The organism is Streptomyces sp. NPDC020747 (assembly GCF_044334695.1).
Lineage (GTDB): Bacteria > Actinomycetota > Actinomycetes > Streptomycetales > Streptomycetaceae > Streptomyces.
Window position 1 is genome coordinate 134,679 of record NZ_JBIRTJ010000002.1, and the last position, 23,146, is coordinate 157,824.

Annotated in this window: 18 protein-coding genes and 1 riboswitch; of the genes, 9 read left to right on the forward strand and 9 right to left on the reverse strand. The window is 71.3% G+C overall.

Annotation, left to right across the window (positions count from 1 at the left end):
* Nucleotides 1-161 precede the first annotated feature (161 nt).
* Entirely contained in the window at nt 162-1,736 is a 1,575-nt protein-coding gene (gene guaA, locus ACH4YP_RS05700; RefSeq protein WP_361054035.1) for a glutamine-hydrolyzing GMP synthase, read from the forward strand.
* A 20-nt stretch (nt 1,737-1,756) separates the two neighbouring features.
* Here the strand turns inward: guaA and ACH4YP_RS05705 are convergent, their stop codons facing one another.
* On the reverse strand, nt 1,757-2,254 hold the full coding sequence (locus tag ACH4YP_RS05705) for a pyridoxamine 5'-phosphate oxidase family protein (protein WP_361054038.1): 498 nt from the start codon (nt 2,252-2,254) through the stop codon (nt 1,757-1,759).
* Nucleotides 2,255-2,326: 72 nt separating this feature from the next.
* Nucleotides 2,327-2,845, reverse strand: a complete 519-nt coding sequence (locus tag ACH4YP_RS05710) for a hypothetical protein (RefSeq protein WP_361054041.1) — start codon at nt 2,843-2,845, stop codon at nt 2,327-2,329.
* Nucleotides 2,846-3,122: 277 nt separating this feature from the next.
* Here ACH4YP_RS05710 and ACH4YP_RS05715 point away from each other — a divergent pair, with 277 nt between their 5' ends.
* On the forward strand, nt 3,123-3,917 hold the full coding sequence (locus tag ACH4YP_RS05715) for a class II aldolase/adducin family protein (protein ID WP_269653884.1): 795 nt from the start codon (nt 3,123-3,125) through the stop codon (nt 3,915-3,917).
* 63 nt (nt 3,918-3,980) lie between these two features.
* Here ACH4YP_RS05715 and ACH4YP_RS05720 read toward each other — a convergent pair whose 3' ends face one another.
* Nucleotides 3,981-4,886: a DUF4429 domain-containing protein gene (locus ACH4YP_RS05720; RefSeq protein ID WP_398489555.1), complete on the reverse strand. Its 906-nt coding sequence runs from the start codon at nt 4,884-4,886 to the stop codon at nt 3,981-3,983.
* Nucleotides 4,887-5,228: 342 nt separating this feature from the next.
* On the opposite strand from ACH4YP_RS05720, the gene ACH4YP_RS05725 reads away from it, so the two are divergent.
* Together ACH4YP_RS05725 and ACH4YP_RS05730 are read left to right on the forward strand one after the other, a co-directional pair.
* Nucleotides 5,229-6,530 carry a hypothetical protein gene (locus ACH4YP_RS05725; RefSeq protein ID WP_398489556.1) on the forward strand — a complete coding sequence of 434 codons (1,302 nt, stop codon included), beginning with the start codon at nt 5,229-5,231 and terminating at the stop codon, nt 6,528-6,530.
* Between the two features lie 254 nt (nt 6,531-6,784).
* Nucleotides 6,785-7,306: a DoxX family protein gene (locus tag ACH4YP_RS05730; protein WP_398489557.1), complete on the forward strand. Its 522-nt coding sequence runs from the start codon at nt 6,785-6,787 to the stop codon at nt 7,304-7,306.
* 181 nt (nt 7,307-7,487) lie between these two features.
* Here ACH4YP_RS05730 and ACH4YP_RS05735 read toward each other — a convergent pair whose 3' ends face one another.
* Nucleotides 7,488-7,745, reverse strand: a complete 258-nt coding sequence (locus ACH4YP_RS05735; RefSeq protein WP_361054054.1) for a hypothetical protein — start codon at nt 7,743-7,745, stop codon at nt 7,488-7,490.
* The gene (locus ACH4YP_RS05740) at nt 7,732-9,237 is read right to left on the reverse strand and encodes a PspC domain-containing protein (protein ID WP_398489559.1); all 1,506 of its coding nucleotides are present in this window, start codon (nt 9,235-9,237) and stop codon (nt 7,732-7,734) included. The genes ACH4YP_RS05735 and ACH4YP_RS05740 overlap by 14 nt, the downstream gene beginning before the upstream one ends.
* Before the next feature lie 267 nt (nt 9,238-9,504).
* Here ACH4YP_RS05740 and ACH4YP_RS05745 point away from each other — a divergent pair, with 267 nt between their 5' ends.
* Both ACH4YP_RS05745 and ACH4YP_RS05750 read left to right on the forward strand, forming a co-directional pair.
* Nucleotides 9,505-10,788 carry a PspC domain-containing protein gene (locus tag ACH4YP_RS05745; RefSeq protein WP_361054060.1) on the forward strand — a complete coding sequence of 428 codons (1,284 nt, stop codon included), beginning with the start codon at nt 9,505-9,507 and terminating at the stop codon, nt 10,786-10,788.
* Nucleotides 10,785-11,648 (forward strand): response regulator transcription factor, encoded by an 864-nt coding sequence (locus ACH4YP_RS05750; protein WP_361054063.1) that lies wholly within the window; start codon nt 10,785-10,787, stop codon nt 11,646-11,648. Before ACH4YP_RS05745 ends, ACH4YP_RS05750 begins: the two co-directional genes overlap by 4 nt.
* Nucleotides 11,649-11,660: 12 nt before the next feature.
* Here ACH4YP_RS05750 and ACH4YP_RS05755 read toward each other — a convergent pair whose 3' ends face one another.
* The gene (locus ACH4YP_RS05755) at nt 11,661-12,506 is read right to left on the reverse strand and encodes an L-histidine N(alpha)-methyltransferase (protein WP_361054066.1); all 846 of its coding nucleotides are present in this window, start codon (nt 12,504-12,506) and stop codon (nt 11,661-11,663) included.
* 101 nt (nt 12,507-12,607) lie between these two features.
* Between ACH4YP_RS05755 and ACH4YP_RS05760 the strand changes: the two genes are divergently transcribed.
* Nucleotides 12,608-14,269: a PLP-dependent aminotransferase family protein gene (locus ACH4YP_RS05760; protein ID WP_398490009.1), complete on the forward strand. Its 1,662-nt coding sequence runs from the start codon at nt 12,608-12,610 to the stop codon at nt 14,267-14,269.
* Nucleotides 14,270-15,179: 910 nt separating this feature from the next.
* Here ACH4YP_RS05760 and ACH4YP_RS05765 read toward each other — a convergent pair.
* Nucleotides 15,180-16,247: an NlpC/P60 family protein gene (locus tag ACH4YP_RS05765; RefSeq protein WP_398489561.1), complete on the reverse strand. Its 1,068-nt coding sequence runs from the start codon at nt 16,245-16,247 to the stop codon at nt 15,180-15,182.
* A gap of 416 nt (nt 16,248-16,663) precedes the next feature.
* On the opposite strand from ACH4YP_RS05765, the gene ACH4YP_RS05770 reads away from it, so the two are divergent.
* Nucleotides 16,664-17,017: a hypothetical protein gene (locus ACH4YP_RS05770; RefSeq protein WP_361054072.1), complete on the forward strand. Its 354-nt coding sequence runs from the start codon at nt 16,664-16,666 to the stop codon at nt 17,015-17,017.
* Between the two features lie 70 nt (nt 17,018-17,087).
* Here the strand turns inward: ACH4YP_RS05770 and ACH4YP_RS05775 are convergent, their stop codons facing one another.
* Nucleotides 17,088-18,245: an NlpC/P60 family protein gene (locus ACH4YP_RS05775; RefSeq protein ID WP_361054075.1), complete on the reverse strand. Its 1,158-nt coding sequence runs from the start codon at nt 18,243-18,245 to the stop codon at nt 17,088-17,090.
* Nucleotides 18,246-18,251: 6 nt separating this feature from the next.
* Nucleotides 18,252-18,424: riboswitch (cyclic di-AMP (ydaO/yuaA leader) on the reverse strand.
* 450 nt (nt 18,425-18,874) lie between these two features.
* On the opposite strand from ACH4YP_RS05775, the gene pcrA reads away from it, so the two are divergent.
* Nucleotides 18,875-21,427: a DNA helicase PcrA gene (gene pcrA / locus ACH4YP_RS05780; RefSeq protein ID WP_361054078.1), complete on the forward strand. Its 2,553-nt coding sequence runs from the start codon at nt 18,875-18,877 to the stop codon at nt 21,425-21,427.
* A 57-nt stretch (nt 21,428-21,484) separates the two neighbouring features.
* On the opposite strand, the gene ACH4YP_RS05785 is transcribed toward pcrA, so the two are convergent.
* Nucleotides 21,485-23,101 (reverse strand): peptidoglycan DD-metalloendopeptidase family protein, encoded by a 1,617-nt coding sequence (locus ACH4YP_RS05785; RefSeq protein ID WP_361054081.1) that lies wholly within the window; start codon nt 23,099-23,101, stop codon nt 21,485-21,487.
* Nucleotides 23,102-23,146 lie beyond the last annotated feature (45 nt).

Consider the following 23,146-nt stretch of genomic DNA (forward strand, 5'->3'; position numbering starts at 1 on the left):
GAGCAGTATGCCCGGGCGGGCGGTGCCGTCCAACTCGGTTCGAATCCTGAGACACCTTTCCTCGCCCCGGCGGGGGCGAGGAAAGGTCGTAGGCCCCCCACCCCCGACCCCCCGGTAGACTCGCCCCCACACACCCCTTGCTCACCGCCGGAAGGCAAACCGTGCCAGAAGCGTCCCCCGTCGCCCCCGACACCGTCCTGGTCGTCGACTTCGGTGCGCAGTACGCCCAGCTCATCGCCCGCCGGGTCCGCGAGGCCCGGGTCTACAGCGAGATCGTGCCGAGCACCATGCCGGTCGCGGAGATGCTCGCCAAGAACCCGGCGGCGATCATCCTCTCCGGCGGCCCCTCGTCGGTGTACGCGGAGGGCGCCCCCCGCCTGGACCGCGCGCTCTTCGAGGCCGGTGTCCCGGTCTTCGGCATGTGCTACGGCTTCCAGCTGATGGCGACCACCCTCGGCGGCACGGTCGACAACACCGGCGCCCGCGAGTACGGCCGTACGCCGCTGCACGTCTCCAAGTCGGGCTCGACCCTCTTCGAGGGCACCCCGGACGAGCAGTCGGTGTGGATGTCCCACGGCGACGCGTGCAGCGCGGCCCCGGAGGGCTTCTCGGTCACGGCCTCCACGGACGTCGTCCCGGTCGCGGCCTTCGAGAACGACGAGAAGCGGCTGTACGGGGTCCAGTACCACCCCGAGGTCATGCACTCCACGCACGGCCAGCAGGTGCTCGAACACTTCCTGTACCGGGGCGCGGGCCTGACCCCGAACTGGACCACCGGCAATGTGATCGAGGAGCAGGTCGCCGCGATCCGCGAGCAGGTCGGCGACAAGCGCGCCATCTGCGGCCTGTCCGGCGGTGTCGACTCCGCCGTAGCCGCCGCCCTCGTGCAGAAGGCCATCGGCACCCAGCTGACCTGCGTGTACGTCGACCACGGTCTGATGCGCAAGGGCGAGACCGAGCAGGTCGAGAAGGACTTCGTGGCCGCGACCGGCGTACAGCTGAAGGTCGTGGACGCGGAGGAGCGGTTCCTCACCGCGCTCAAGGGAGTCAGCGACCCCGAGGAGAAGCGGAAGATCATCGGGCGCGAGTTCATCCGCGTCTTCGAGCAGGCGCAGGCGGAGATCATCGCGGACGAGGGGCCCGAGGTCGCGTTCCTGGTGCAGGGCACGCTCTACCCGGACGTCGTCGAGTCCGGCGGCGGCACCGGCACCGCCAACATCAAGTCCCACCACAACGTGGGCGGGCTGCCGGAAGACCTCGAATTCAAGCTGATCGAGCCGCTGCGCCAGCTGTTCAAGGACGAGGTCCGGATGGTCGGCCAGGAGCTCGGCCTGCCGGACGAGATCGTCCAGCGCCAGCCGTTCCCCGGCCCCGGCCTCGGTATCCGTATCGTCGGCGAGGTCACCAAGGAGCGGCTCGACCTGCTCCGCGAGGCCGACGCCATCGCCCGCGAGGAGCTGACGGCGGCCGGTCTCGACCGTGACATCTGGCAGTGTCCGGTCGTGCTGCTCGCGGACGTCCGCAGCGTCGGCGTCCAGGGCGACGGCCGGACGTACGGCCACCCGATCGTGCTGCGGCCCGTCTCGTCCGAGGACGCGATGACCGCCGACTGGTCGCGCCTCCCGTACGACGTCCTCGCGAAGATCTCGACGCGCATCACCAACGAGGTCGCGGACGTCAACCGGGTCGTCCTCGACGTGACGTCGAAGCCGCCGGGCACCATCGAGTGGGAGTAGCCCCGGGCTGCTGCTGACGGTCAGGTCCGCTTGAGAGTCCGCACCGGCTCTCCGGGCTTCCAGATCTCGACGACCAGATAGGTGTCGTCCTCGACGTAGGTCCGTACGACCTCCGTCAGCTCGGTGCGGAAGAGGTGGAACGGCTCCGGCGGTTCCACCTCTTCGGCGTACCGGGCGCGCTCCGCCGGGTCCTCGACCTCGACGGCCCGGCCCGCGATCCGTACGTCGCCGCCCGCCATCCCCGTGCCGGGGCCCGGATTGGTCTGCAGGGCGAAGCGCGGGTCGCGGCGCAGGTCCAGCGCCTTGAGCGAGTCCGGCATCATGCCGAGCCACAACTCCCCGTTCAGGAACCGGACTTCGAGTCCCGAGGTGCGTGGCGACCCGTCCTTGCGGAGGGTCGCCACGATGTGGTGAGTGAAGGCCGCGAACCGGTCCTCGACGGTCTTGGCGAGGTCCGGTTCCGCGGCGGTGAACGCTGCCCAGTTCGATGTCCCGCGAGTCGATGTCGTCCGAGTCATACGACGAGTCTTACGCCGATACCCGACATCCTCTGTCGCCATTGCGGCGGAGGGTTCCTCGGGCCGGATCGCTCAGATCAGCCCCGCCGACCGCAGCCGCCGGGCCAGCCGGTCCTTCCGTAACACCTCCAGGCGCAGGAAGACCGCGAACACCGCGGCCATGGTGGCGCTCGCGGCGAGCGAGGCCCTCCAGCCCGCGGGGATCAGCAGCAGTGCCATGAGGGCCGCGCTGGCGGTCATGAAGACGGCCTTGCGGCGCCAGTCGAGGTCGTCGGCCAGCGCGTCGAACTCGATACGGGCCCTGAGCAGCCCGACCGCGGGCGCCACGTCGGGCAGCGGTTTGAGCGTGCCCGGGCGCATGCCCGGAGCGCGGCCCGCGGCGAGGCGGCCGAGGGCGGCCGTGCTTCGTTCGCGCGCTTCAGGGCGGGGGTCGCGGGTCAGGCGGACCTGGAGTGTCTGGCCGAGTCTGTTCGTCTCCTCGTAGCGGAATCCGTACTGCACGGCGATGTAGGTGAGCGCGGCGAGGCGGCGGGGGGACCCGCCGAGGTCGTCCAGGACGACCACGTCGCGCGTGGCGATCTGTCTGAGCATGCCAGTGACAAGGCGCTCGTTTCTCTTCATGGGCTGGTGGGGGGTGCGGTCGCGGGACGCGGTCCGCGCAGCGTAGGGGGGTGACTGCGCACGGGGTCCTCCAGGGGGCGTCGGTGCAGGTGCCCGACCGAATAGTTGGCTCCGGACAGGCAGACCAGCGACCCCGTGCAACGGTTGTGCACTCTCTTCACGAACATCTCTGTTCTCCTGCGCTGACCGCCGGTAACTTCCGGCCCGTAGACACGTACCGAGTCCGTACCTCAGGGCTGGAGGACATATGCACGGGCCCACGCCGCCCCTGCCCCTTCCCACCGACCGGCTGCGGTTCGCCATGCCGCCGATGCACGAGTCGCTCGACGACGAGCGGCGGCACCGCAAGGAACGCCTCGCGGGCGCGCTCCGGTTGTTCGGCCGGCTCGGGTTCGAGGACGGGGTCTCCGGGCACATCACCGCGCGCGATCCGGAGTACAGCAACTGTTTCTGGGTCAATCCGTTCGGGATGCCGTTCAAGCATGTCACGGTCAGTGACCTGGTCATGGCCAACGAGGACGGGCAGGTGATCGAGGGCCGCTATCACGTGAACCAGGCGGCGTTCACCGTGCACGCGCAGGTGCACGCCGCCCGGCCGGACGTCGTCGCGGTCGCCCACTGCCACTCGGTGCACGGCCGCGCGCTGTCCGCGCTCGGCGACCTGCTCGATCCGATCACCCAGGAGAGCTGCGCGTTCTACGAGGACCACGCGCTGTACGACGCGTACTCGGGGGTCGCCGTGGACGCCGAGGAGGGGCGGCGGATCGCCTCGGGGCTCGGCACCCGCAAGGCGCTCGTGCTGCGCAACCACGGGCTGCTGACCGTCGGCGACTCGGTGGACGCGGCGGCCTGGTGGTTCCTGTCGATGGAGCGCTCGTGCCAGGTGCAGCTGACCGCGTGCGCGGCGGGCCGTCCCGTACTCATCGACCACAAGCAGGCGGTCGCGACACGGGAACAGCTCGGCGGGGATCTGGTGGCGTGGATCAACTACCAGCCACTGTGGCAGGACATCAGCCGCAGTGAACCCGATCTACTCAGTTGAGCCAACCCGATCTCCTCAGCTCCCAACTCCTCAGCCCTCAACTCCTCAGTCGGAAGGCCCGGTTCAGAAGTCCCGCAGCACCGCCGCTTTCGTCGTCGCGAACTCCTCGTCCGTGAGCACGCCGTCGCGGTGCAGTTCGCCCAACTCCCTGAGGCGGCGCAGGAGTACGTCGTGATGCCCCTGCCTGGGCTGCTGCGGTACGGCGTCCTCGGGTGCGGCCGGGAGGCGGGGCGGGTCGCCCCGGGCGTACTCGCCGGACCTGGTGGACGGGTGCGGGAGCCGGGCCATGACCGCGGTGGCGACCAGTGCCGTGAGCAGATCGCGGCGGGCACTGCCCCACAGGTCGAGGGCGAACGGGTCCTTCTCCGGCGGCAGTTTGGAGAACACCGAGTCACGGGTCACGAAGCGCAGGAAGCCGTCCTCGTAACCGGAGTTGGGCAGCCACTCCACCTGGACCAGGTCCGGCAGCTCGATGATGCGCGGGCCCGTCGCGCGCTTCACCCGGTCCGAGGTGTCGCTCCAGTCGATACGGACCTGGGTGCCGTCGAAGGACACCGTGCCGTCGCTGGAACGGACCGAGACGGGGACGGGCGGGCCGGACACGAGGTAGGTTCTGGCCGGTTCCCTGGGAATCTCTTCGAGGAGCAGGGCGTGCCGGATCTCCTCGGCGACGTACTCGGCGACGCCCGAGCCGTCGATGTCCACGGTCAGCCGGTACGGGTCCGCGGGCTCGGGCAGCCGGCCACCGGTCGCCTGGAGCAGCGGGTCGGCGCCCTCGCGGAGTCTCAGGCGCAGGCGGCCCCGCTTGCGTTCGGGTTCGTAGGCGACGCCCGCGACCGCTTCGAGGGGCACGGCGATCTCTCCGTACGTCTGCCGGAACAGCGGCACGGAGCGGTGCAGTCCCGGGGTGATCCGGACCGTGCTGCCGTCGAAGGCCCAGGTCCCGTCGCGCTGGATGATCTCGGCCATACGCGAATTCTCGCAGCCGGGTCAACACGGGGGTGGGCGGTTCACCCGCGCTGACCAGACCTGGCGGACGCGCGGGGTGTGGGGTACGGCACAATGCGCTGTCGTCGCGAGGCAGTTGTGCGGCTGCGCAGATGTGCGGGGGTTGATTGTGCGACCGGTGGCCTCGGGGCCGGCGGTCGTGCCGCTGTCCGCGGTGCGGCGGTGGCGTGCGAACGTGACATATCGGTAGGGCGTGCGGTCGGTTCGGTACGGCGTGCGTCGGTTCGGTAGAGCATGCGTCTGTTCGGTGGGGTGTGCGGTAGATGAGGGTTCGACCCAATGGTCTGGAAGGCGGCAACGGGCGTGGCGGTGCAGGAGACTGGACAGGGCGCGGGGCGTGACGCCGGGCGCGGCGCCGGTCGGAGCGGGCACGAGGGGGGCTGCACCTGCGGGAACTGTCCGCACGGGGCACGCGAGGGACATCGGCGTGCCGTTGCCGAGTTCCTTTCCAAGCGGGACGAGTTGGCGTCCGGGCGGGGGCTGCCCGCGGCCGTCGCGTACTCGGCCGGCGCGTCGAGGCAGTGGGTGTCGGACGAACTGACCCAGTCCGCGGACGTCGTCGCGGAGCGCGGGCGGGCCGAGGGCGAGGTCTGGCTCGGCCTGGTGTGGCGGCGAACCGTCATCGCCGTGTGGGGAGTTGTCCTCGTCCTGCTCCTGGTGCAGACGCTCACCGCGATCGGGGCGGGCTGGACGGCCGCGCGGACCGCGGGGCTGGTGGCCGCGGTGGTCGTGAGCCTGCTGCTGACCGGCGCCTCGTGGTTCCACCGGGCGCGGGGCGGGGTGCTGGCGCCCGTCATCGGCGAGGACAACCGGCTGTCCACCTCCCGTGCCGTGGCGGTCGGCTGGGTGCTGTTCGTCGTCTACGCCGTGCTCGTCCTGGCGGGACGGCTGGCCGGAGCCTCCTCCCCCGCCCAGCGGGACTCCTTGATCGCCGGGCTCGAACTCGCCCGGGGAGCCGGGATCGTGACCGTGCTCGCCGTCGCGTGCGCGATCGCCGTACTCGTGCGTCGGGTCGTCGGTCTGCGCGTTCTCGGACAGCGGCTGCAGAAGGTACGGGCCGACCGGCCGCGGGCCGCGGACCTCCTCACCGACGACTCCGGCCGCGGCAGCTTCGCCGACATCCAGTACGTGGTCGCGGGCGCCGTCGCACTCGTCTTCGCGGCGGTGCGGCTGGCCCGCCGGCCCGAGCAGCTGCCCGATCTGCCGTGGGGCCTCGCCGTGATGGTGCTGGTGTCGGCCGCCACGTACGTCGCCGGGAAGTACGCGGAGGGCGGGCGGCCGGTGATTCTGTCGGTCGTGCGGGCGCGCGAGGCGGGCGATCTGGACGCGCCGATCCGGACCGGCGACGACATCGAGATCCGGGGCGCCGGATTCGTGCCGCCCGGCGCGCAGGGCGCGGACCGGCTGTCGCGGATGGTGGTGCGGATCGGGGCCGTGCATGTGCACGTGCCGCTGGTTCCGGTGCCCGGTGGGTTCAGCAACCCCTCCGACGCCGTGCTCACCGTGCCGGTGCCGGCGGATGTGGAGCCCGGGCGGGTGGACGTACAGGTCGTCACCGCGGCGGGGCTGGAGACGAACCGGGTGGGGATCGATGTGACGGAGTGACCGCGCCTCGGTGGCGGAGCGACCGCGGCGCCCGGCCCACGGCTCCCGCCCGCCACTCGCATGGACGTGTCTCCGGGGAGCGGCCCGCGGACCCGGATCCTCCGTTCCCGTACGGGCTCAAAAGGGATGTTCAGGGGGACCTGGTGAAAATTTGTGCGTCCGCTCCTGAGCGGGACCTCGCCGTCGTACGTATCGTCTGTTGAGGGGTGGACCGTTCGGCGGGCGAGAGGCGGCGGAGAGCGATGGCTCACGGCATGCGAATGGACACGCACTCCGGATACATGGACGACGGCGGCGGCGACTGGCGGGACACCGCGACGCGGTACGCCCTGCTTCCGCTGCGGGTCTTCCTCGGCGTCACCTTCATCTACGCGGGAATCGACAAGCTGACCGACAGTGCCTTCATGCACGACGCCGGGGCCGGATCGGTCGGCGACCTGATGCGGGCGGTGCGCGACTCGTCGGCCATTCCGGCGCTCGTCGATCTCGCCCTGAAGAATCCCGTCGGCTTCGGCTATGCCATCGCCTTCGGTGAGCTCGCGGTGGGTATCGGCACGCTGATCGGTCTCCTCGCCCGTCTCGCCGCGTTCGGCGGCGCCCTGATCTCCCTCAGCCTCTGGCTGACGGTGAGCTGGGCCTCTGACCCGTACTACTACGGCAACGACCTCCCTTACCTGATGGCCTGGCTGCCGATCGTGCTCGCCGGTGCGTCGGTGTTCTCGGTGGATGCGATGCTGCGATCCCGGCGCAGGCGCCGGACGAGCAGCGCCTACTAGGCACTCCGCGAGGCGCTTCGCGAGGCGCTCCGCTGGAAGCAGGGCGACGACCTGCGGGCCGCGTGGGGGCTGGTCGCGCCCACGACGGGGTCCCTCCCTGGTCGAGCGAAGCCGAGAGTGGGGGAGCAGTCGCATGTACACAGCCCCGCGTCCCTGAAGGGGCGCGGTACCGCGTGAGGGACTACCGGCCCGGTATCCGCTCGTCCGCCTGGGAGCCCTGTGTCTCCCGGGCCAGGAGCGCGCGGCGCCTGCGGCGCCGGATTCCGTGGGCCAGGGTGCCCGCCGCGGCCGCCAGGCAGAGGCCGACCGTGACGAGGGGGATCACCACGAACCACGGGGTGTCCCAGGCGTCGCCCGCGTCTCCGGCGTAGACGACGCCTGTGAGGGCGAGGAAGAAGCCCGCGATGAGCCGACCGGGCTGGAACTCATGACGTGCCACGGATGACCTCCGCCTGTCCGATGCCGACTTCGAGGGTGAGGTCGAGCGTGCCGCCTGCCTTGGCCTTGTCCGTGTCTGTGGGGGAGAGCGTCAGCTGCTTGTGCTTGCCCGGGGCCACGTCCACGTCCTGTTTGTCGTCGCCCGGCAACTGGATGTCGCCGACGCCCACTTCGATCACCAGCTGCACCGTCACGTCCTTGGGCAGGATCACCTTGAGCTGTCCCATCCCCACCTCGGCGTACGTCGCCACGGTCCGGCCCTTGGCGAGGTCGATCCGGCTGAGGTCGAGCGTGCCGACGCCGGTGCCGAGGTCGTAGTGCTCCCGTACGGCGGCGGCCGTGGCGGGTGTCCAGTCCGTACGCACCCAGTGGGTGCTGATGTCCTTCGGCAGTGCCGCCGAGCCGGCCAGCAGGCCCGCCGTGACGATCGCGAGGAAGATCGACCCCGCTCCGGTGCGCCCCCGGAACGCGCTGACCGCGATGCCCAGGCCGAGCACGCCGAGCGCACAGGCCAGGCCGGTCTGCAGGCTGGCGCCCAGCGCGCGGTCGTCCCAGGTCAGGTGCGTACCGAGCAGGCCCGCGAGGAGGGCGAACAGGAACACCTGGCCGCCGATCGAGCGGGGGCCGCGCGGCTTGGGCGCCCGGGCCGGAATGTCCCGGACGTGGCCGCCGCCGCGCGCGATGGTGATGGCCGCCGCGATGTCGCGCTCGCGGGCGTCCTTGGGGCCCCACAGATAGCCCGTGCCGCCCACATACGTGCCGTCCTTGACGATGGGCTCGCGCCACCAGGAGGGGAACGAGGCGGGGACGGGCGGTGCCTGCGCCTCGGGCGGTGCGTCGGCGACGGCCTGCGCGGCGAGCGGGTCGGGGTCGTCCGTGGCGCGCTGCCGCGACCAGTACCCGGCGCCCGCGAGGAGCAGTGAGAGCACCGTCCCGAACGTCAGCACACCGCTGTTGCTCAGCATGGAGAGGAACACACCGCAGCCGACCAGGGCGAACAGCACGCCCGCCAGCGCCTGGCCGTCCACCCGGCCGGTGAGGAGCTTGCGCACCTCGTTCTCGTCCTCGTCGTCGTTCGGGACGAAGAGCCAGGCGAAGCCGTAGAAGAGAAGGCCGATGCCGCCGGTCGCCGAGAGCACGGCGAGCACGATCCGGAAGATCACCGGGTCCATGTCGCAGTGCCGCCCGAGCCCCGCGCACACGCCGCCCAGCATCTTGTGCCGCGGGTCGCGCCGGAACTTCCGCGGGACCTCGGGCACACCGGGCACACCGGGCACACCGGGCACACCGGGCACACCGGGCACACCGGGCTCCCCGGGCGGGACCGGGCTCTCCGGCGGGTTCGGCTCCCCGGGTGCGCGCGGCTCCTCACCCGCGGTCGCCCGGGCGCCCGCCGCGAGCACGGTGTCCTGCGGCTCCACCCCCGGGACTCCACTCCCGGCCGGGCCGGAGCCGGGTCCCGGACCCGGCGCGGCGTGCTGGTGATCTGTCATGTGTCCATGGTGACGGCCGCGACGGCCGGACGGGAGTCGGTACGACCCTGGCCGAACCCTGAAATCGACCCTGGGCCGGACCCTCACGCGACGATCACCGAGGAGACTCCGAGCGGAGGAGAGACTCCGTGCCGAGAGGAGACTTCGTGCCGAGAGGGACTCCGTGCCTATTCGCGGGTCGGGCGATTCGCAGAGATTCGAAGATCAGGGGAGTCTAGGGGGTCGACCCTGATGCCCGGCGCTGCCCGGCGTGTGAACATCGATGGCATGCCGGAAGCCGCAACCTTGACCGTCGAGGACCCGCGGCCGCCGCGCAAGCTCTACCGCAGCAGTGACGGACGCTGGCTCGGAGGGGTGGCGCGGGGGCTCGCGGGCCATCTCGGGCTGCCGGTGATCTGGGTGCGGCTGGTCTTCGTCGGCCTCATGACGGCGGACGGCCTCGGCGCGTTGCTGTACGCGGCGTTCTGGTTCTTCGTCCCGCTCGGCATCGGCGGTGTGGACGCCGAGCGGCCCCCCGCCCTCGCCACCGAGACCGCGCCCGACGGCCGCCGCAGACTCGTCGCCCGCAAGCCCGACAAGGGCCAGATCGTCGCGCTGCTCGCCATGGTCGTGGTGGCCCTGGTCTTCGTCGGCAATGTGGACCTCAGCGGCGGAGCCAAGGCCTATCTCTGGCCCACCGTCCTGGTGGGCGCGGGCGTCGCCCTGGTCTGGCGCCAGGCGGACAACGCGCGGCGGGCCCGCTGGATGGAGGTCGGCCGCCGCAAGCGCACGATCACCCTGCTCCGCTCCGCGGCCGGCGTCCTGCTCGTCGCCACCGGCGTCTCCGCGATCTTCGTCCTGCAAGGCTCCGCCGCCCACCTCGGCTCGGTCCTCCAGGCCGCGCTCGCGGTCCTCGTCGGCATAGCGCTGCTTTCCGGCCCGTATGTCGTCCGCATGACCCAGGACCTCTCCGAGGAGCGCCTGATGCGCATCCGCGCCCAGGAGCGGGCCGAGGTCGCAGCCCACGTCCACGACTCGGTGCTGCACACCCTGACCCTGATACAGCGGAACGCCGAGAACGCGAACGAGGTCCGACGCCTCGCCCGCGCCCAGGAGCGAGACCTGCGCAACTGGCTCTACAAGCCCGAGGGCACCGGCAAGGACGAGGACGACGAGCCCGGCACGCTCGCGGAGGCCGTGAAGCGCAACGCCGCCGAGGTGGAGGACAAGCACGGCGTCCCCATCGAGGTCGTGGTCGTCGGCGACTGCCCGCTCGACGACCGGATCGGCGCCCAGATGCAGGCCGCGAGGGAAGCCATGGTGAACGCGGCCAAGTACGGTGGCGAGGGCGGTGCGGTGCAGGTCTTCGCCGAGGTCGAGGGGAGGACCGTCTTCGTGTCGGTCCGCGACCGCGGTCCGGGCTTCGACCTGGATTCGATACCCGGCGACCGCATGGGCGTCAGAGAATCGATCATCGGCCGCATGGAGCGCAACGGCGGTACGGCGCGGCTGCGCGCGGTGCCGGACGGCGGCACGGAGGTCGAGCTGGAGATGGAGAGGGCGGAGACATGAGCGACGCGAACGAACCGACCGGAGCGGTCGAGCCGGACACCGGCACGACCGGCGCGGGCACGGCCGGCGGCCCTGCCGCGGCGACCGGTGCGGCAGGTTCGGCCAGCACGGCCGGTTCGGCCGGAGCCGGTGCGCCGTCCGGTGCCGCCACGGCGAACGGCCCTGCGGGCGCCCCCGATCCGGCGGGCTCCGCGCCCGGGCGACGCGTGCGCGTGGTTCTCGTCGACGACCACCGCATGTTCCGTACGGGGGTCCAGGCGGAGATCGGGCAGACCGAGCGGACCGGCGTCGAGGTGGTCGGCGAGGCCGCCGACGTCGACCAGGCGGTCACGGTCATCACGGCGACCCGGCCCGAGGTCGTCCTCCTCGACGTGCACCTCCCGGGCGGCGGCGGGGTCGAAGTCCTGCGCCGCTGCTCGCCGTTGATGGCCGACGCCGAGCAGCCGGTGCGGTTCCTCGCGCTGTCCGTGTCGGACGCCGCGGAGGACGTCATCGGTGTGATCCGGGGCGGTGCCCGTGGCTACGTCACGAAGACGATCACCGGCACCGACCTGGTCGACTCCGTCTTCCGCGTGCAGGACGGCGACGCGGTCTTCTCGCCCCGCCTGGCCGGCTTCGTCCTCGACGCCTTCGCCTCCACCGACGCCCCGCCCGTCGACGAGGACCTGGACCGCCTCACCCAGCGCGAGCGCGAGGTCCTGCGCCTCATCGCCCGCGGTTACGCGTACAAGGAGATCGCCAAGCAGCTGTTCATCTCCGTCAAGACGGTCGAGTCCCATGTCTCGGCGGTGCTGCGCAAGCTCCAACTGTCGAACCGGCACGAGCTGACTCGGTGGGCGACGGCGCGACGGTTGGTCTGACGGCATCTGACGTCAGGGGTTCACAGCCGTGTTCGGCGGGTTCACGGCCACGGCCTTGAAGAACGTGTAGTGGAAGGTGCCGTCCGGGTCCGCCGTGCGGCGCAGGTCCGCCAGGCCGTGCTCCCAGTCCGCCCGGGGCATGAGGCCGGCGGCCAGGGCGTCCTCCCGTACGGACTCGACCATCGCGATGAAGGTGTTGCGGGTGAAGCCCTCGACCAGGGCCGGGCGGGAGGGGGCGGCGTAGACCGGCAGGGGGCGGACGTCGATGTGTTCGTACCCGGCGGCGGTGAGAAGCGGGTGCAGTTGACGGCCCAGCAGGGCGTTTCCGCCCGCCGCCTGCTGGAGCCGGACCTGGCAGTCGATGGCGGCATGGGCGTACGCGCTGTCGGGGTGGAAGAACGTCGAGCCGTGGTCGCCCTCGATGACGGTGAGCGTGCCACCGGGGCGCAGGACGCGGCGCAGTGCCGTGAGAGCCCGCCGAGGGTCGGGCAGGTGCTCAAGCACGAAACAGACGAAGACGTGGTCGAACTCGGCGTCCTTGAAAGGCAGTTCGAAGAGATCCGCCCGGTGCCAGGTGACCAGGGCGTCCGGGGCCTCCGCCGTGACGCGGGCGCGGGCCTGGGCCAGCGAGGCGGCCGAGACGTCCACCGCGGCGAAGCGGGCCTCCGGGCTCGCCGCGACCAGGTGCACCGTCTGGGCGCCCACCCCGCAGCCCACCTCCAGGACCTTGCTGCCCGGTGGGTACGCCGTGCCGGCGTGGAGCAGTTCCGCGAGGGTGTCCGCCTGGTCGCCGAGGCGGCGGGACTCGTGGGCGGAGTAGCCGTGGACGTAGTCGAGGGCTTCGGTGGGTGTGGTCATGACCGTGAGCCTCGTCGGAGAATGGTCCGGTGGACAGGTCCAAAGAAGGTGCCGCCGAGAGGGCCATAGGCGTCGAGGGGGACGCGTGTGTCGGTGAGGCCGTGGGTGCGGGGGCCGGGGCGGGCGTCGCCGGGTCCGTCGTCCCCGGCTCCGACTTTCTCCAACTCGATGTGGCCGAGGCGCCGTTCGGTGGGCGGGCCGAGTGGCTGGCCGGGCAGTTGAGACAGGCCGTCGCCGACGGGCGGTTGCCGGTCGGCAGCAGGCTTCCGGCGACTCGGGTGCTCGCCGCGGAGTTGCGCGTCTCGCGCGGGGTCGTGACCGAGGCGTACCGGCGGCTCTCGGAGGAAGGGCAGGTGGAGGGCCGCGGGAGGGGCGGGACGGTGGTGGTGGCGGGGCCCGGGGCAGCGGGTGCTTCGGGTTCGGGTGTCGGAGGCCGTGCGGTCGGCCCGGGGCAACTCGCTTGCGCCGAGCCTCCGTACGCTCCCTCCCCGTCCGCCTCCACTCCGTCCTCCCCGTTCGGCAGCCCGCCCGGCGATGACGTCTTCGACCTGATCCGTACGGCGGCCGCGCGGATCGACCTGTCGCCCGGGGTGCCGGATCTCGCGGCGTTTCCGCGGGCGGCCTGGCTGCGGGCCGAGCGTGGGGTGTTCGGGGAGCTGGCTGCGGGCGGGTTCGGGTACGGGGACCCGCGCGGGACCGAGGAGCTGCGGCGGGCCGTCGCCCGGTGGCTGGGGCGGTACCGGGGGATCCGGGTCGAGGCCGGTGACGTACTGATCGTCGCCGGGACCGCGCAGGCGCTCGCGCTGATCGGGCGGGTGCTGCGGGAGGACGGCATCGAGGAGATCGCCGTGGAGGACCCGGGGTCGCTCGGGGTCAGGCAGCATCTACGGAACCAGGGGCTGCGTACCCCGCCGGTGGCGGTCGACGGCGAGGGCGTCCTCGTGTCCGAACTGCGGGACCACCGGGCCGTGTTGCTGACCCCGGCGCACCAGTTTCCGACGGGGGTCGTACTCGGGGGCGCGCGGCGCCGGGAGCTGATGCGGTGGGCCGGGGACGGCGGGCTGGTCGTGGAGGACGACTACGACGCCGAGCACCGGTACGACCGGGCGCCCGTGCCCGCGCTGCGGTCGATGCTGCCGGAGGGGGTCTGCTACGCCGGAAGCGTGTCCAAGCTGCTCGCGCCCGCGCTGCGGATGGGGTGGGTCGTGGCGCCCGCGCGCTACCGGGAGGCGCTGGTCGCCGCGAAACGGTACGCCGACCTGGGCAACGCGGTTCTGCCCCAGCTCGTGCTGGCCCGGCTGATGGAGTCGGGGGAACTGGAGCGGCACCTGCGGCTGGTACGGCGGCGCCATCGGCGTCGGCGGGACGCGATGATCGGGGCGATACGGGCGCATCTTCCGGGGGCCGTGGTGCATGGGGCCGCGGCCGGACTGCATCTGCTGATCACGTTCGGCGGGGACGACAGCGCCGGAACCGACGCCAGTGCCGGAACCGATGACAGCGGACGAACCGGGGACAGCGGAGGAACCGGGGACTTCAGGGATGCCGACCTCGCCGCCGCCGCGCTGGCCCGCGGGGTCAAGGTGCACCCGCTCTCCTGGCACCGCCAGCGCCCGGGTGGCCCGCCAGGGCTGCTGCTCGGTTACGCGGCGTCCTCGGTGTCGGCGATCGAGGAGGGGGTCGCCGTACTGGGTGAGGCCGTTGTCCGCTGCTCGGTGGGTGCCGGTGTCCGGGGCCCCAACACCCGCACGGCCCACCGATAGTGGCGTACGGCCTTCACCACGCCGATGAGACCGGTCAGCCAGAGGATGAATCCGATCCCCGTCACGAGCACCACGTCGCTGTAGGCGTCCCGTCCGGTCTTCGCCTCCGCCGCCCCCGCGAACGACGTCCACAGCCCGAACGCGCAGACGGTGAGCGAGGAGAGCAGCCAGAAGAGACTCAGACCGGAGGAACGCAGCCGGGCGTCCGCGGGCTGATGGTTGTCCAACCGCAGCCAGGCGTCGAGAAGTTGGCTGATATGGCGGTCCCGCCGGACGGCGAGGACGACAGCCACGACGGAGGGCGCCAGTGAGGCCAGGCCGAGGACAGCGAAGAGCGGCCCCAGGATGAACCCGGTGGGATCGCGCTGCTCCAGTTGCTGCAACGGCAGTACCAGCAGCGCCCATCCGATGATCGCGGTGACCGCCAGCAGCCACAGGAGCAGCACCCGGTGCACCCCGAGACTGCGTCTGCGCAGCTCCTCCAACGCCCGCCCGCGGTCGGCCAACAGCGCCGACCGACTGGGCCAGCCGCTGATGTACGCGGGCGGCGGCGGAAGCGGCAGCGTGGGGCCGGGCATCGAATCCTTCGGGAAGGCGACGGCGAACCAGGCGGAACAGGACGGAACGCAACAGGACGGAAGACAACAGGACGGAAGACAACAGGACGAAAGACAACGGGACGGACGGGAACGGGACGGAAGACAGCGAGGCAGAGTGAGAAGGGAACGGAGCGGAGCGCGACCGTGCGGTGCGGTGCGGCATTTCGAACAGTGCCACGCCGACGCTACCCCGCCGCTGTACCCAGGCGATGCCCATCCACGCCCGGCCGACGCCCGAACGGCTTGAACTCCCCCGCGCTCTCCACCAAACCCTGCCTGTTCCACCAACCTCCGCCTGATCGCCGGCCGGCTCACGCCACGCGCGTGGCCCCCGCGAACGGCATCTCGTCGATCGGTGCCACCCGCACCGGCGCCGACGGATTGGGCGCGTGGACCATCTGCCCGTTGCCCACGTACAGCCCCACATGGCTGATGCCCGAGTAGAAGAACACCAGGTCGCCGGGGCGCAGTTCGGACCGCGACACCCGCTGGCCCGCGTTGATCTGCGCGTACGTCGTGCGGGGCAGTTCGATCCCCGCGGCGCGGTACGCGGCCTGCATCAGCCCCGAGCAGTCGAAGGCGTCGGGACCGGTGGCGCCCCACACGTACGGGCTGCCGAGTTTTCCGTACGCGTACGAAATGGCGTTCGCCGCACGGGAGTTGGGGGCGGTGGCCGACGAACCGCTGCCGCCGCCCAGATCGCGCGGGCCCGCGGCGGAACGTGAGGCACGCGCGGTGTCCGCGTCGTCGGCGCCGATGCGGGCCCGGTCCGCGTCCGACAGCCGCGACAGCAGATCCCGTGCCTCTCCCAGCTTCCCGGTGACGGCCGTCTTGTGCCGCTTCAGCTCCGCCTGCCGCTCCTTGAGCGAGGTGAGTTCGACATGGGCGGCCCCGCGCAACTGCTCGATCTCGCGCAGCTGCCGGCGTACGCGCGACACGTTCGAGGCCTGCCTGCTGCCGGCCCGCTCGGCGAACGCGGCCCCGTCCAGGTACTGGTCGGGATCGGAGGAGAGCATGAGCCCCAGCGCGGGGTCGACGCCGCCGTCCCGGTACTGCGCGGCGGCCAGTGAACCGAGCGCCTCCCGCTCGGAGTTGAGCCGTTCCGTCCTGCGCGCGGCCTCGTCCCGCAGGGTGTCCAGGCGGCCCCGCGTCTTGGTCGACTTCTCCTTCGCGCCGTTGTACTTCTCGGTGGCGACCTCCGCCTCCTGGTACAACTTGTCGACCTTCGCCTTGACCTGAGCGGGTGTCAGCTCCGGGGCGGCGGCACCCGTCCCCTCGAACCCGGTCGCGCTCGCCGCGCCCGCAAGCGCGATGGTGAGGGCGGTGCGGGCCGTACTGCCGCCGACTGAGCGCTGTCTCGGCTTGCGGTGCGCTGCCACGTGCGATCCACGTCCTTCCGTACGGCCGCCGAGGCGTTGGTGCGGCTGCGGCGGCGGCCCTCAGGGGCCCGTTGCACGTCCGGCGGCGTTCCGCACAGGGGGAGCGGGCCGCCGCCGGACCTTCTCGGCGGTGGTGTCCGGATGCCGCCCCTGACCCGGGCGGTGGTGGGGAGCCGGTCACCTGGTGAAGGACGCTAAACCTGGGACCGCGGCGGGGGTAACGGCATGTACGGAAGTGGTGGGACTCGGACATGAGCTGACCGGGTGCGACCACGAGCCGGGCCCGGTGCCGCCGACTTGGCGTGGTGCGGTGACCGATGCGCGGATTGTGGTGAAACGGGCGGCGACCCGGTGCTATGGGCTCCGCCGGGGGCGGTGCGCGGTGGTGCGGAGGTGTCTGGTTAGTGTCCGGGCTCATGGACGTACTCATTCATGTCTTCGTAGCCCTGCACATCATCGGCATCGCGTCCCTCCTCGGCGGCTTTCTCACACAGCTGAAGGCCATGAGTGACGGCACGGCCCGCTTCAGTCCCGCCATGCTCCACGGCGCGCTGACCATGCTGGTCACCGGCGCGATCCTGGTCGGCCTCAACCAGGCCGACGACCAGACCGTCAACAACATCAAGATCGGCGTGAAGCTCGCCCTGCTGGTCGTGATCCTCGGCCTCGTGTACGTGAAACGGGACGAGGAGAAGGTGGAGAGCAGCCTGTTCGGCCTGGTGGGCGCGCTGACCACGGTGAACATCTTCATCGCGGTGCTCTGGACCTGAGTGGAGACCGGTGTGTTTCCACATGGGTCTCCACTCAGGTCTGCCTCCACTCAAGTCTGCGAAAAGCCCCTCACGCCGGGCGCACCACGCTGTGGATCGGCATGTAGTAGATCGACTCCTCGCGGACGTACGCCCCCGGCTTGGGCGCGTGGATCATCATGCCGTCGCCGATGTAGATGCCGACGTGGCTGATGTCGTCGTAGAAGAAGACCAGGTCACCGGGCTGTGCGCTGTTCACTGAGACCGTCGTGCCGGCCTTGACCTGGTCCCAGGTGGTGCGCGGGAGCGTGACGCCGGCGGCCTTCCAGGCGGCCTGGGTGAGGCCGGAGCAGTCGTACGAGCCGGGGCCGCTCGCGCCCCAGACGTACGGCTTGCCGATCTGGGCGCGGGCGAAGGCGAGCGCCTTGTCGGCCTTGGCGGTGGAGGCGGCTGGCCCGGACCCGGAGGTCCCCGAGGTGCTCCCGGAGCCCGTGGAGGTCCCGGTGCCGGTGCCCTGCGCGGCCTCCTGGCGCCGCCGCTCGGCGTCGGCCGCCTGCTGCCGGGCCAGCTCGTCCGCCTTGCGCTGGGCCTCTTCCTGCTTCTTCCGCTCGATCGCGGCGAGCCGCGCCTTCTCCTCGGTGGTCAGCTTCGAGAGGAGTTCGCGCGCCGTGGCGAGCTTCCGCTGGACGTCGGCCTTGGACGTCTTCAGCGAGCTCTGCGTCCTGGTGAGCGTCTCCAGGCTCTGGGACGCCTCCTGCCGCTTCTCCGTCGTGGCGGTCTGCTGCGTCACGTAGTCGTCGACGGACTGCTTCTGGCGGCTGGTCAGCCGGTCCATCAGCTGGGTCTGGTCGAAGTAGTCCTGCGGGTTGTCCGCGAGGAGCAGGGAGGCGGTGTCGGGGGCGGCGGCCCCGGTGCGGTACTGCGCGGCGGCGAACGTACCGAGCTCCTCGCGCGCGTCGTTGAGCTTCTCCGTGCGCCGTGCCACGTCGTCGAGCAGGGTGCCGACGCGCTTCTTCTGCTTGGTGGTCCTCTCCTTGGCCGCGTTGTACTTCTCGCCGGCCGTCTCCGCCTGGCGGTAGAGGTCGCCGACCTTCTTCTCGACTTCCTCGAGGCTCGGCTTGGGCTCCTCGGAGGGGGACGCGTTCGCCGTCTGGGAGAGAAGGGCCACCGAGGTCAGGGCCGCGGTGGCGAGGGCCGGAGTCCGTATGCCCATGGGACTGGGGGGCCGGGACTTGCGGTGTGGCGCCACGAGGGCGTCTCCTTCCGTCATCCGCCTACCGAGTTAGCTGTCGGGTTCGGGCGGGTGCTCCGGAAGGTTTGCCCTACGGTCCGTTTCCCCGAAGGGAGTTGGACCGATTCACCCCAAGGTCGGTTGGGTCCCCGGCTCCGTCGGCCACGAGGGCGTACCGGACTCGGCGGAGGCCGCTCGGCCCGGCGTGTTCGCCGGTGCGGGTCGTGCGGCCCACATAAAATTTAGCTAATTCGTGTGGCCCCTGTGAAGTTTGATGTGCGATATGCCCGATACGTTTTCGTGACCTTAGCTTTGGGCTCGACTCTCCGTGGTCAATTGGGAACGATCTACGGCGAGTTGTCCGGAGTGCGGTGACGGCGGCATCCCGAACGGTGGCTTCCGAGAGGGGCGTGGGGATCTGCGCCGTCGGCCAAGGCCCGCCCGCACCCGCGATAGGGGGTTCCCGGATTCCCGTTCCCACCGAAGCCGCAGGTCGGCCATCTGATCGCGGACCGCTACACGCCACCACCGGAGGGTGACGGGCCCGGCGTGAGCGGCCCCGGAAACCCGCACCCCCGCGGAGCGATCCCGTCGAGTTTTCAGGGTGGCGGCGGTGTGTCAGTGGGGGCGCCTAGACTCGGAGAGCGATGAGCAGCCTCTTTGATGACAGCTTCCTGGCGGACCTCAAGCCCTCGCGGGCCCACGACGAGGAGCCCCCGCCGCCCGAGGACGAGCCCCCGCCGCCGCCCGAGGACGAGGCGCCGGAGTCGGGGCCGGTTCCGGACGACTTGTTCGGCGGCCGCTTCGACGTGCCGTCGAGCAGATGGGGGTCCCCCCGCTCGAGCGAAGCCGAGAGTGGGGGAGGGTACTACCGCGACGGGGCCCCTCGCCCGCACGTGGACCCGGCCGCGCTCCTGGACGGGCTGAACGAGAACCAGCGCGCGGCGGTGGTCCACCACGGCTCGCCGCTGCTCATCGTGGCCGGCGCCGGCTCGGGCAAGACCCGTGTGCTCACGCACCGGATCGCCCACCTGCTGGGCGAGCGCAGGGTGCACCCGGGCCAGATCCTCGCGATCACCTTCACGAACAAGGCCGCGGGCGAGATGAAGGAGCGCGTCGAGCAGCTCGTCGGCCCGCGGGCCAACGCGATGTGGGTGATGACCTTCCACAGCGCGTGTGTACGGATCCTGCGGCGCGAGTCGAAGCAGCTCGGCTTCACCTCCTCCTTCTCGATCTACGACGCCGCCGACAGCAAGCGCCTCATGGCCCTGGTCTGCCGTGACCTGGACCTCGACCCCAAGCGCTTCCCGCCCAAGTCGTTCAGCGCCAAGATCTCGAACCTGAAGAACGAGCTGATCGACGAGGAGGACTTCGCGGCCCAGGCCGCCGACGGTTTCGAGAAGACCCTCGCCCAGGCCTACGCGATGTACCAGTCACGCCTGCGCGAGGCGAACGCGCTGGACTTCGACGACCTGATCATGACGACGGTCAACCTCCTGCGCGCCTTCCCGGACGTCGCCGAGCACTACCGCCGCCGCTTCCGGCACGTCCTGGTCGACGAGTACCAGGACACGAACCACGCGCAGTACGCACTCGTCCGCGAGCTCGTCGGCACCTCCGAGCACCCGGTCGACGTACCGCCCAGCGAGCACGACCTCCCGCCGGCCGAGCTGTGCGTGGTGGGTGACGCCGACCAGTCGATCTACGCCTTCCGCGGCGCGACCATCCGCAACATCCTCCAGTTCGAGGAGGACTACCCGAACGCGAAGACGATCCTGCTGGAGCAGAACTACCGCTCGACGCAGACGATCCTCACCGCCGCGAACGCGGTCATCGAGCGCAACGAGTCGCGCCGCCCCAAGAATTTGTGGACCAACGCGGGCGCCGGTGCCCAGATCACCGGCTATGTGGCCGACACCGAGCACGACGAGGCCCAGTTCGTCGCCGACGAGATCGACCGGCTCACGGACGCGGGCGACGCGAAGGCGGGCGACGTCGCCGTCTTCTACCGTACGAACGCGCAGTCCCGTGTCTTCGAAGAGGTCTTCATCCGCGTCGGCCTGCCCTACAAGGTCGTCGGCGGCGTCCGCTTCTACGAGCGCAAGGAGGTCCGGGACGTCCTCGCCTACCTGCGCGTGCTCGCGAACCCCGAGGACTCCGTACCGCTGCGCCGCATTCTCAACGTCCCCAAGCGCGGTATCGGCGACCGCGCCGAGGCGATGATCGACGCGCTCTCCCAGCGCGAGAAGATCAGCTTCGCGGAGGCGCTGCGCCGCGTCGACGAGGCGTACGGCATGGCGTCCCGCTCGACGAACGCCGTCAAGAAGTTCAACACGCTGATGGAGGACCTCCGCACGGTCGTCGAGTCGGGCGCCGGCCCGGCGACGGTCCTGGAGGCGGTTCTCGAACGGACCGGCTACCTCGCCGAGTTGCAGGCCTCGACCGACCCGCAGGACGAGACCCGCATCGAGAATCTCCAGGAACTGGCCGCCGTGGCCCTGGAGTTCGAGCAGGAGGCCGGCGAGGGCGAGGCACCGGGCGGGCTCTCCGCCTTCCTGGAGCGGGTCGCGCTCGTCGCCGACTCCGACCAGATCCCGGACGAGGAGGAGGACGGGTCCGGCGTGATAACGCTGATGACCCTCCACACCGCCAAGGGCCTCGAATTCCCCGTGGTGTTCCTGACCGGCCTGGAGGACGGCGTCTTCCCGCACATGCGCGCACTCGGCCAGACCAAGGAGCTGGAGGAGGAGCGCCGGCTCGCGTACGTCGGCATCACGCGCGCGCGGGAGCGGCTGTATCTGACCCGCGCCTCGATGCGCAGCGCCTGGGGCCAGCCCTCGTACAACCCGCCGTCCCGTTTCCTGGAGGAGATCCCGGAGACGCATCTGGAGTGGAAGCGCACGGGCTCCCTCGGCCCGGTGGCCTCCGGTCCGGTGTCCGGGGTGGCGGCCTCCCTGTCCTCCTCGCGCTCCCGCTCGGCCGCCTCGGGCGCGTCCGGCTTCGCCACCCGACGCGGCGGCGCCGCGGACAAGCCGGTGGTGTCACTCGCCGTCGGCGACCGCGTCACCCACGACCAGTTCGGCCTCGGCACGGTCGTCGGGGTGAAGGGCACGGGGGCGAACGCCGAGGCGACGGTCGACTTCGGCGAGGAGAAGCCGAAGCGGTTGCTGCTGCGGTACGCACCGGTGGAGAAGCTGTAGCCCTGAGGGCTCCCGCCCCCTGGGGGAAACGCCCCCAGGGACCAACGGGTCAACGGGTCACGTCGGGTCGATGCCGTGGCTGCGCAGCCACGGCAGCGGGTCGATCGCCGAGCCGCCACCCGGGCGCACCTCGAAGTGGAGGTGCGGACCGGTCGAGTTGCCGGAGTTCCCGGAGTACGCGATCGGGTCCCCGGCCTTCACGACGGCACCCGAGGCGACCTTGTACGTGGAGAGGTGGCAGTACCACGTCTCCGTACCGTCCTTGGCCGTCACGATGACCATGTTCCCGTACGCGCTGTTCCACTGCGTCCGGACGGTCCCGTCGGTCGCGGCCATCACCGTCGTGCCGTACGAGACGGGGAAGTCGATGCCGGTGTGGACGGACATCCAGTTGATGCCGGCCTGTCCGTAGTAGGCGCTGAGCCCGTGCTGCGCGACCGGCAGTGCGAACTTCGGGCGCAGCCGCTCCTTGCGGGCCGCCTCCGCCGCCGCCTTCTGCTTGTCGGCGACCTGCTGGGCCTTCAAGTCGATACGTTCCTGCGTACGGCTCGCCCGGTCGGCGAAGTCGTCCGCGTCCGCGGAGAGGTTCTCCAGCTGGGTGTCCAGCTCGTTGTTCGCGGCCGCCGGCTTCACGGCGCTCGCGTCGGGCGCGGCGGCCGTCGTCGTCTGCACGTCGTCGTTGCTGCCGCTGCCGCCGGTCACGGACGCGGCGGCGATTCCGGCCACGCCCATCACACACGCCGAGGGCACGGCGACCGTCAGCAGGGCGGAACGCTTCGGCGGGGTGCGACGGCGGGACCGGGGCGCGGAACGGCCGGCCGCACGTGACGCGGAGCGCCCGGCCGGGGCGGCGGTGGCGACGGAGGTGGTCTCCTCGACGTCGTCGAAGGGCGGTTCGTCGTGCGTGTGGTGGCTGTGGCCACCGGTGGCGGAGTCCGCGTCGGCGTCGTCGGAGGGGGTGAACTCGCCTTCCGCGGTGGCCTGTTCCTCGTACGGGACCTGCTCGAAGGTGGTGGTGGCCTGCTGGTCGTGGGCCTCGTGGTGGTCGTACGACGTGTGCGGGACCTGGGTCTGGTTCTGCTCGCCGCCGTCGGAGTTCCACGCCGTCGCGTCGTACGTGCCGGTCTCGAAGGTCGGTGCCGTCCACTGCTGGGTGGGGTCGACCGGATCGGCCTGGCGCCAGGCGTTCGCGTCCCACTGGCCGGTGCCCTCGGGGCTTCCGGCCTGCGTCGGGATCTCGCCGAGGTGCTGGTAACCGGAATCCGGCCAGACACCGCTCGTGTCGTAGCTGCCGGTCTCGAACGCGGCGTGGTGCTGGGCCGCGTACGGGTCGTAGTTCAGGGTCTGATGACTGCCGGTGGCCCACTGGGTGGCGTCGTACGAACCGGTGCCCGCGCCGCTGCCGTCGGTTCCGCCGCCGTCGCCGGGGAGGTCGCCGAACAGGGGGTCGGTGTCGAAGGTCGTCGTCGCGTAGGCGCCCGTCGTGTCGTAGCCGCCCGTCGTGCCGTACGTGCCGGAGGCGGTGGCGTCAAAACCGGTGGCGGAGTAGCCGTCGTACATGGTGAAGTCGCCGTACTGGACGCCCTGTTCGCCATGGGACGCGTAGTGCGCCGTGGCGGCCTCGGGAGCCGGAGCCGGGGGAGTTGCGGTCCCCGACGGGTGACGGTCGTTCACCAACTTCTCTTTCGCCTCGACGACAGGGGCTGGCAGAGCAGTGCG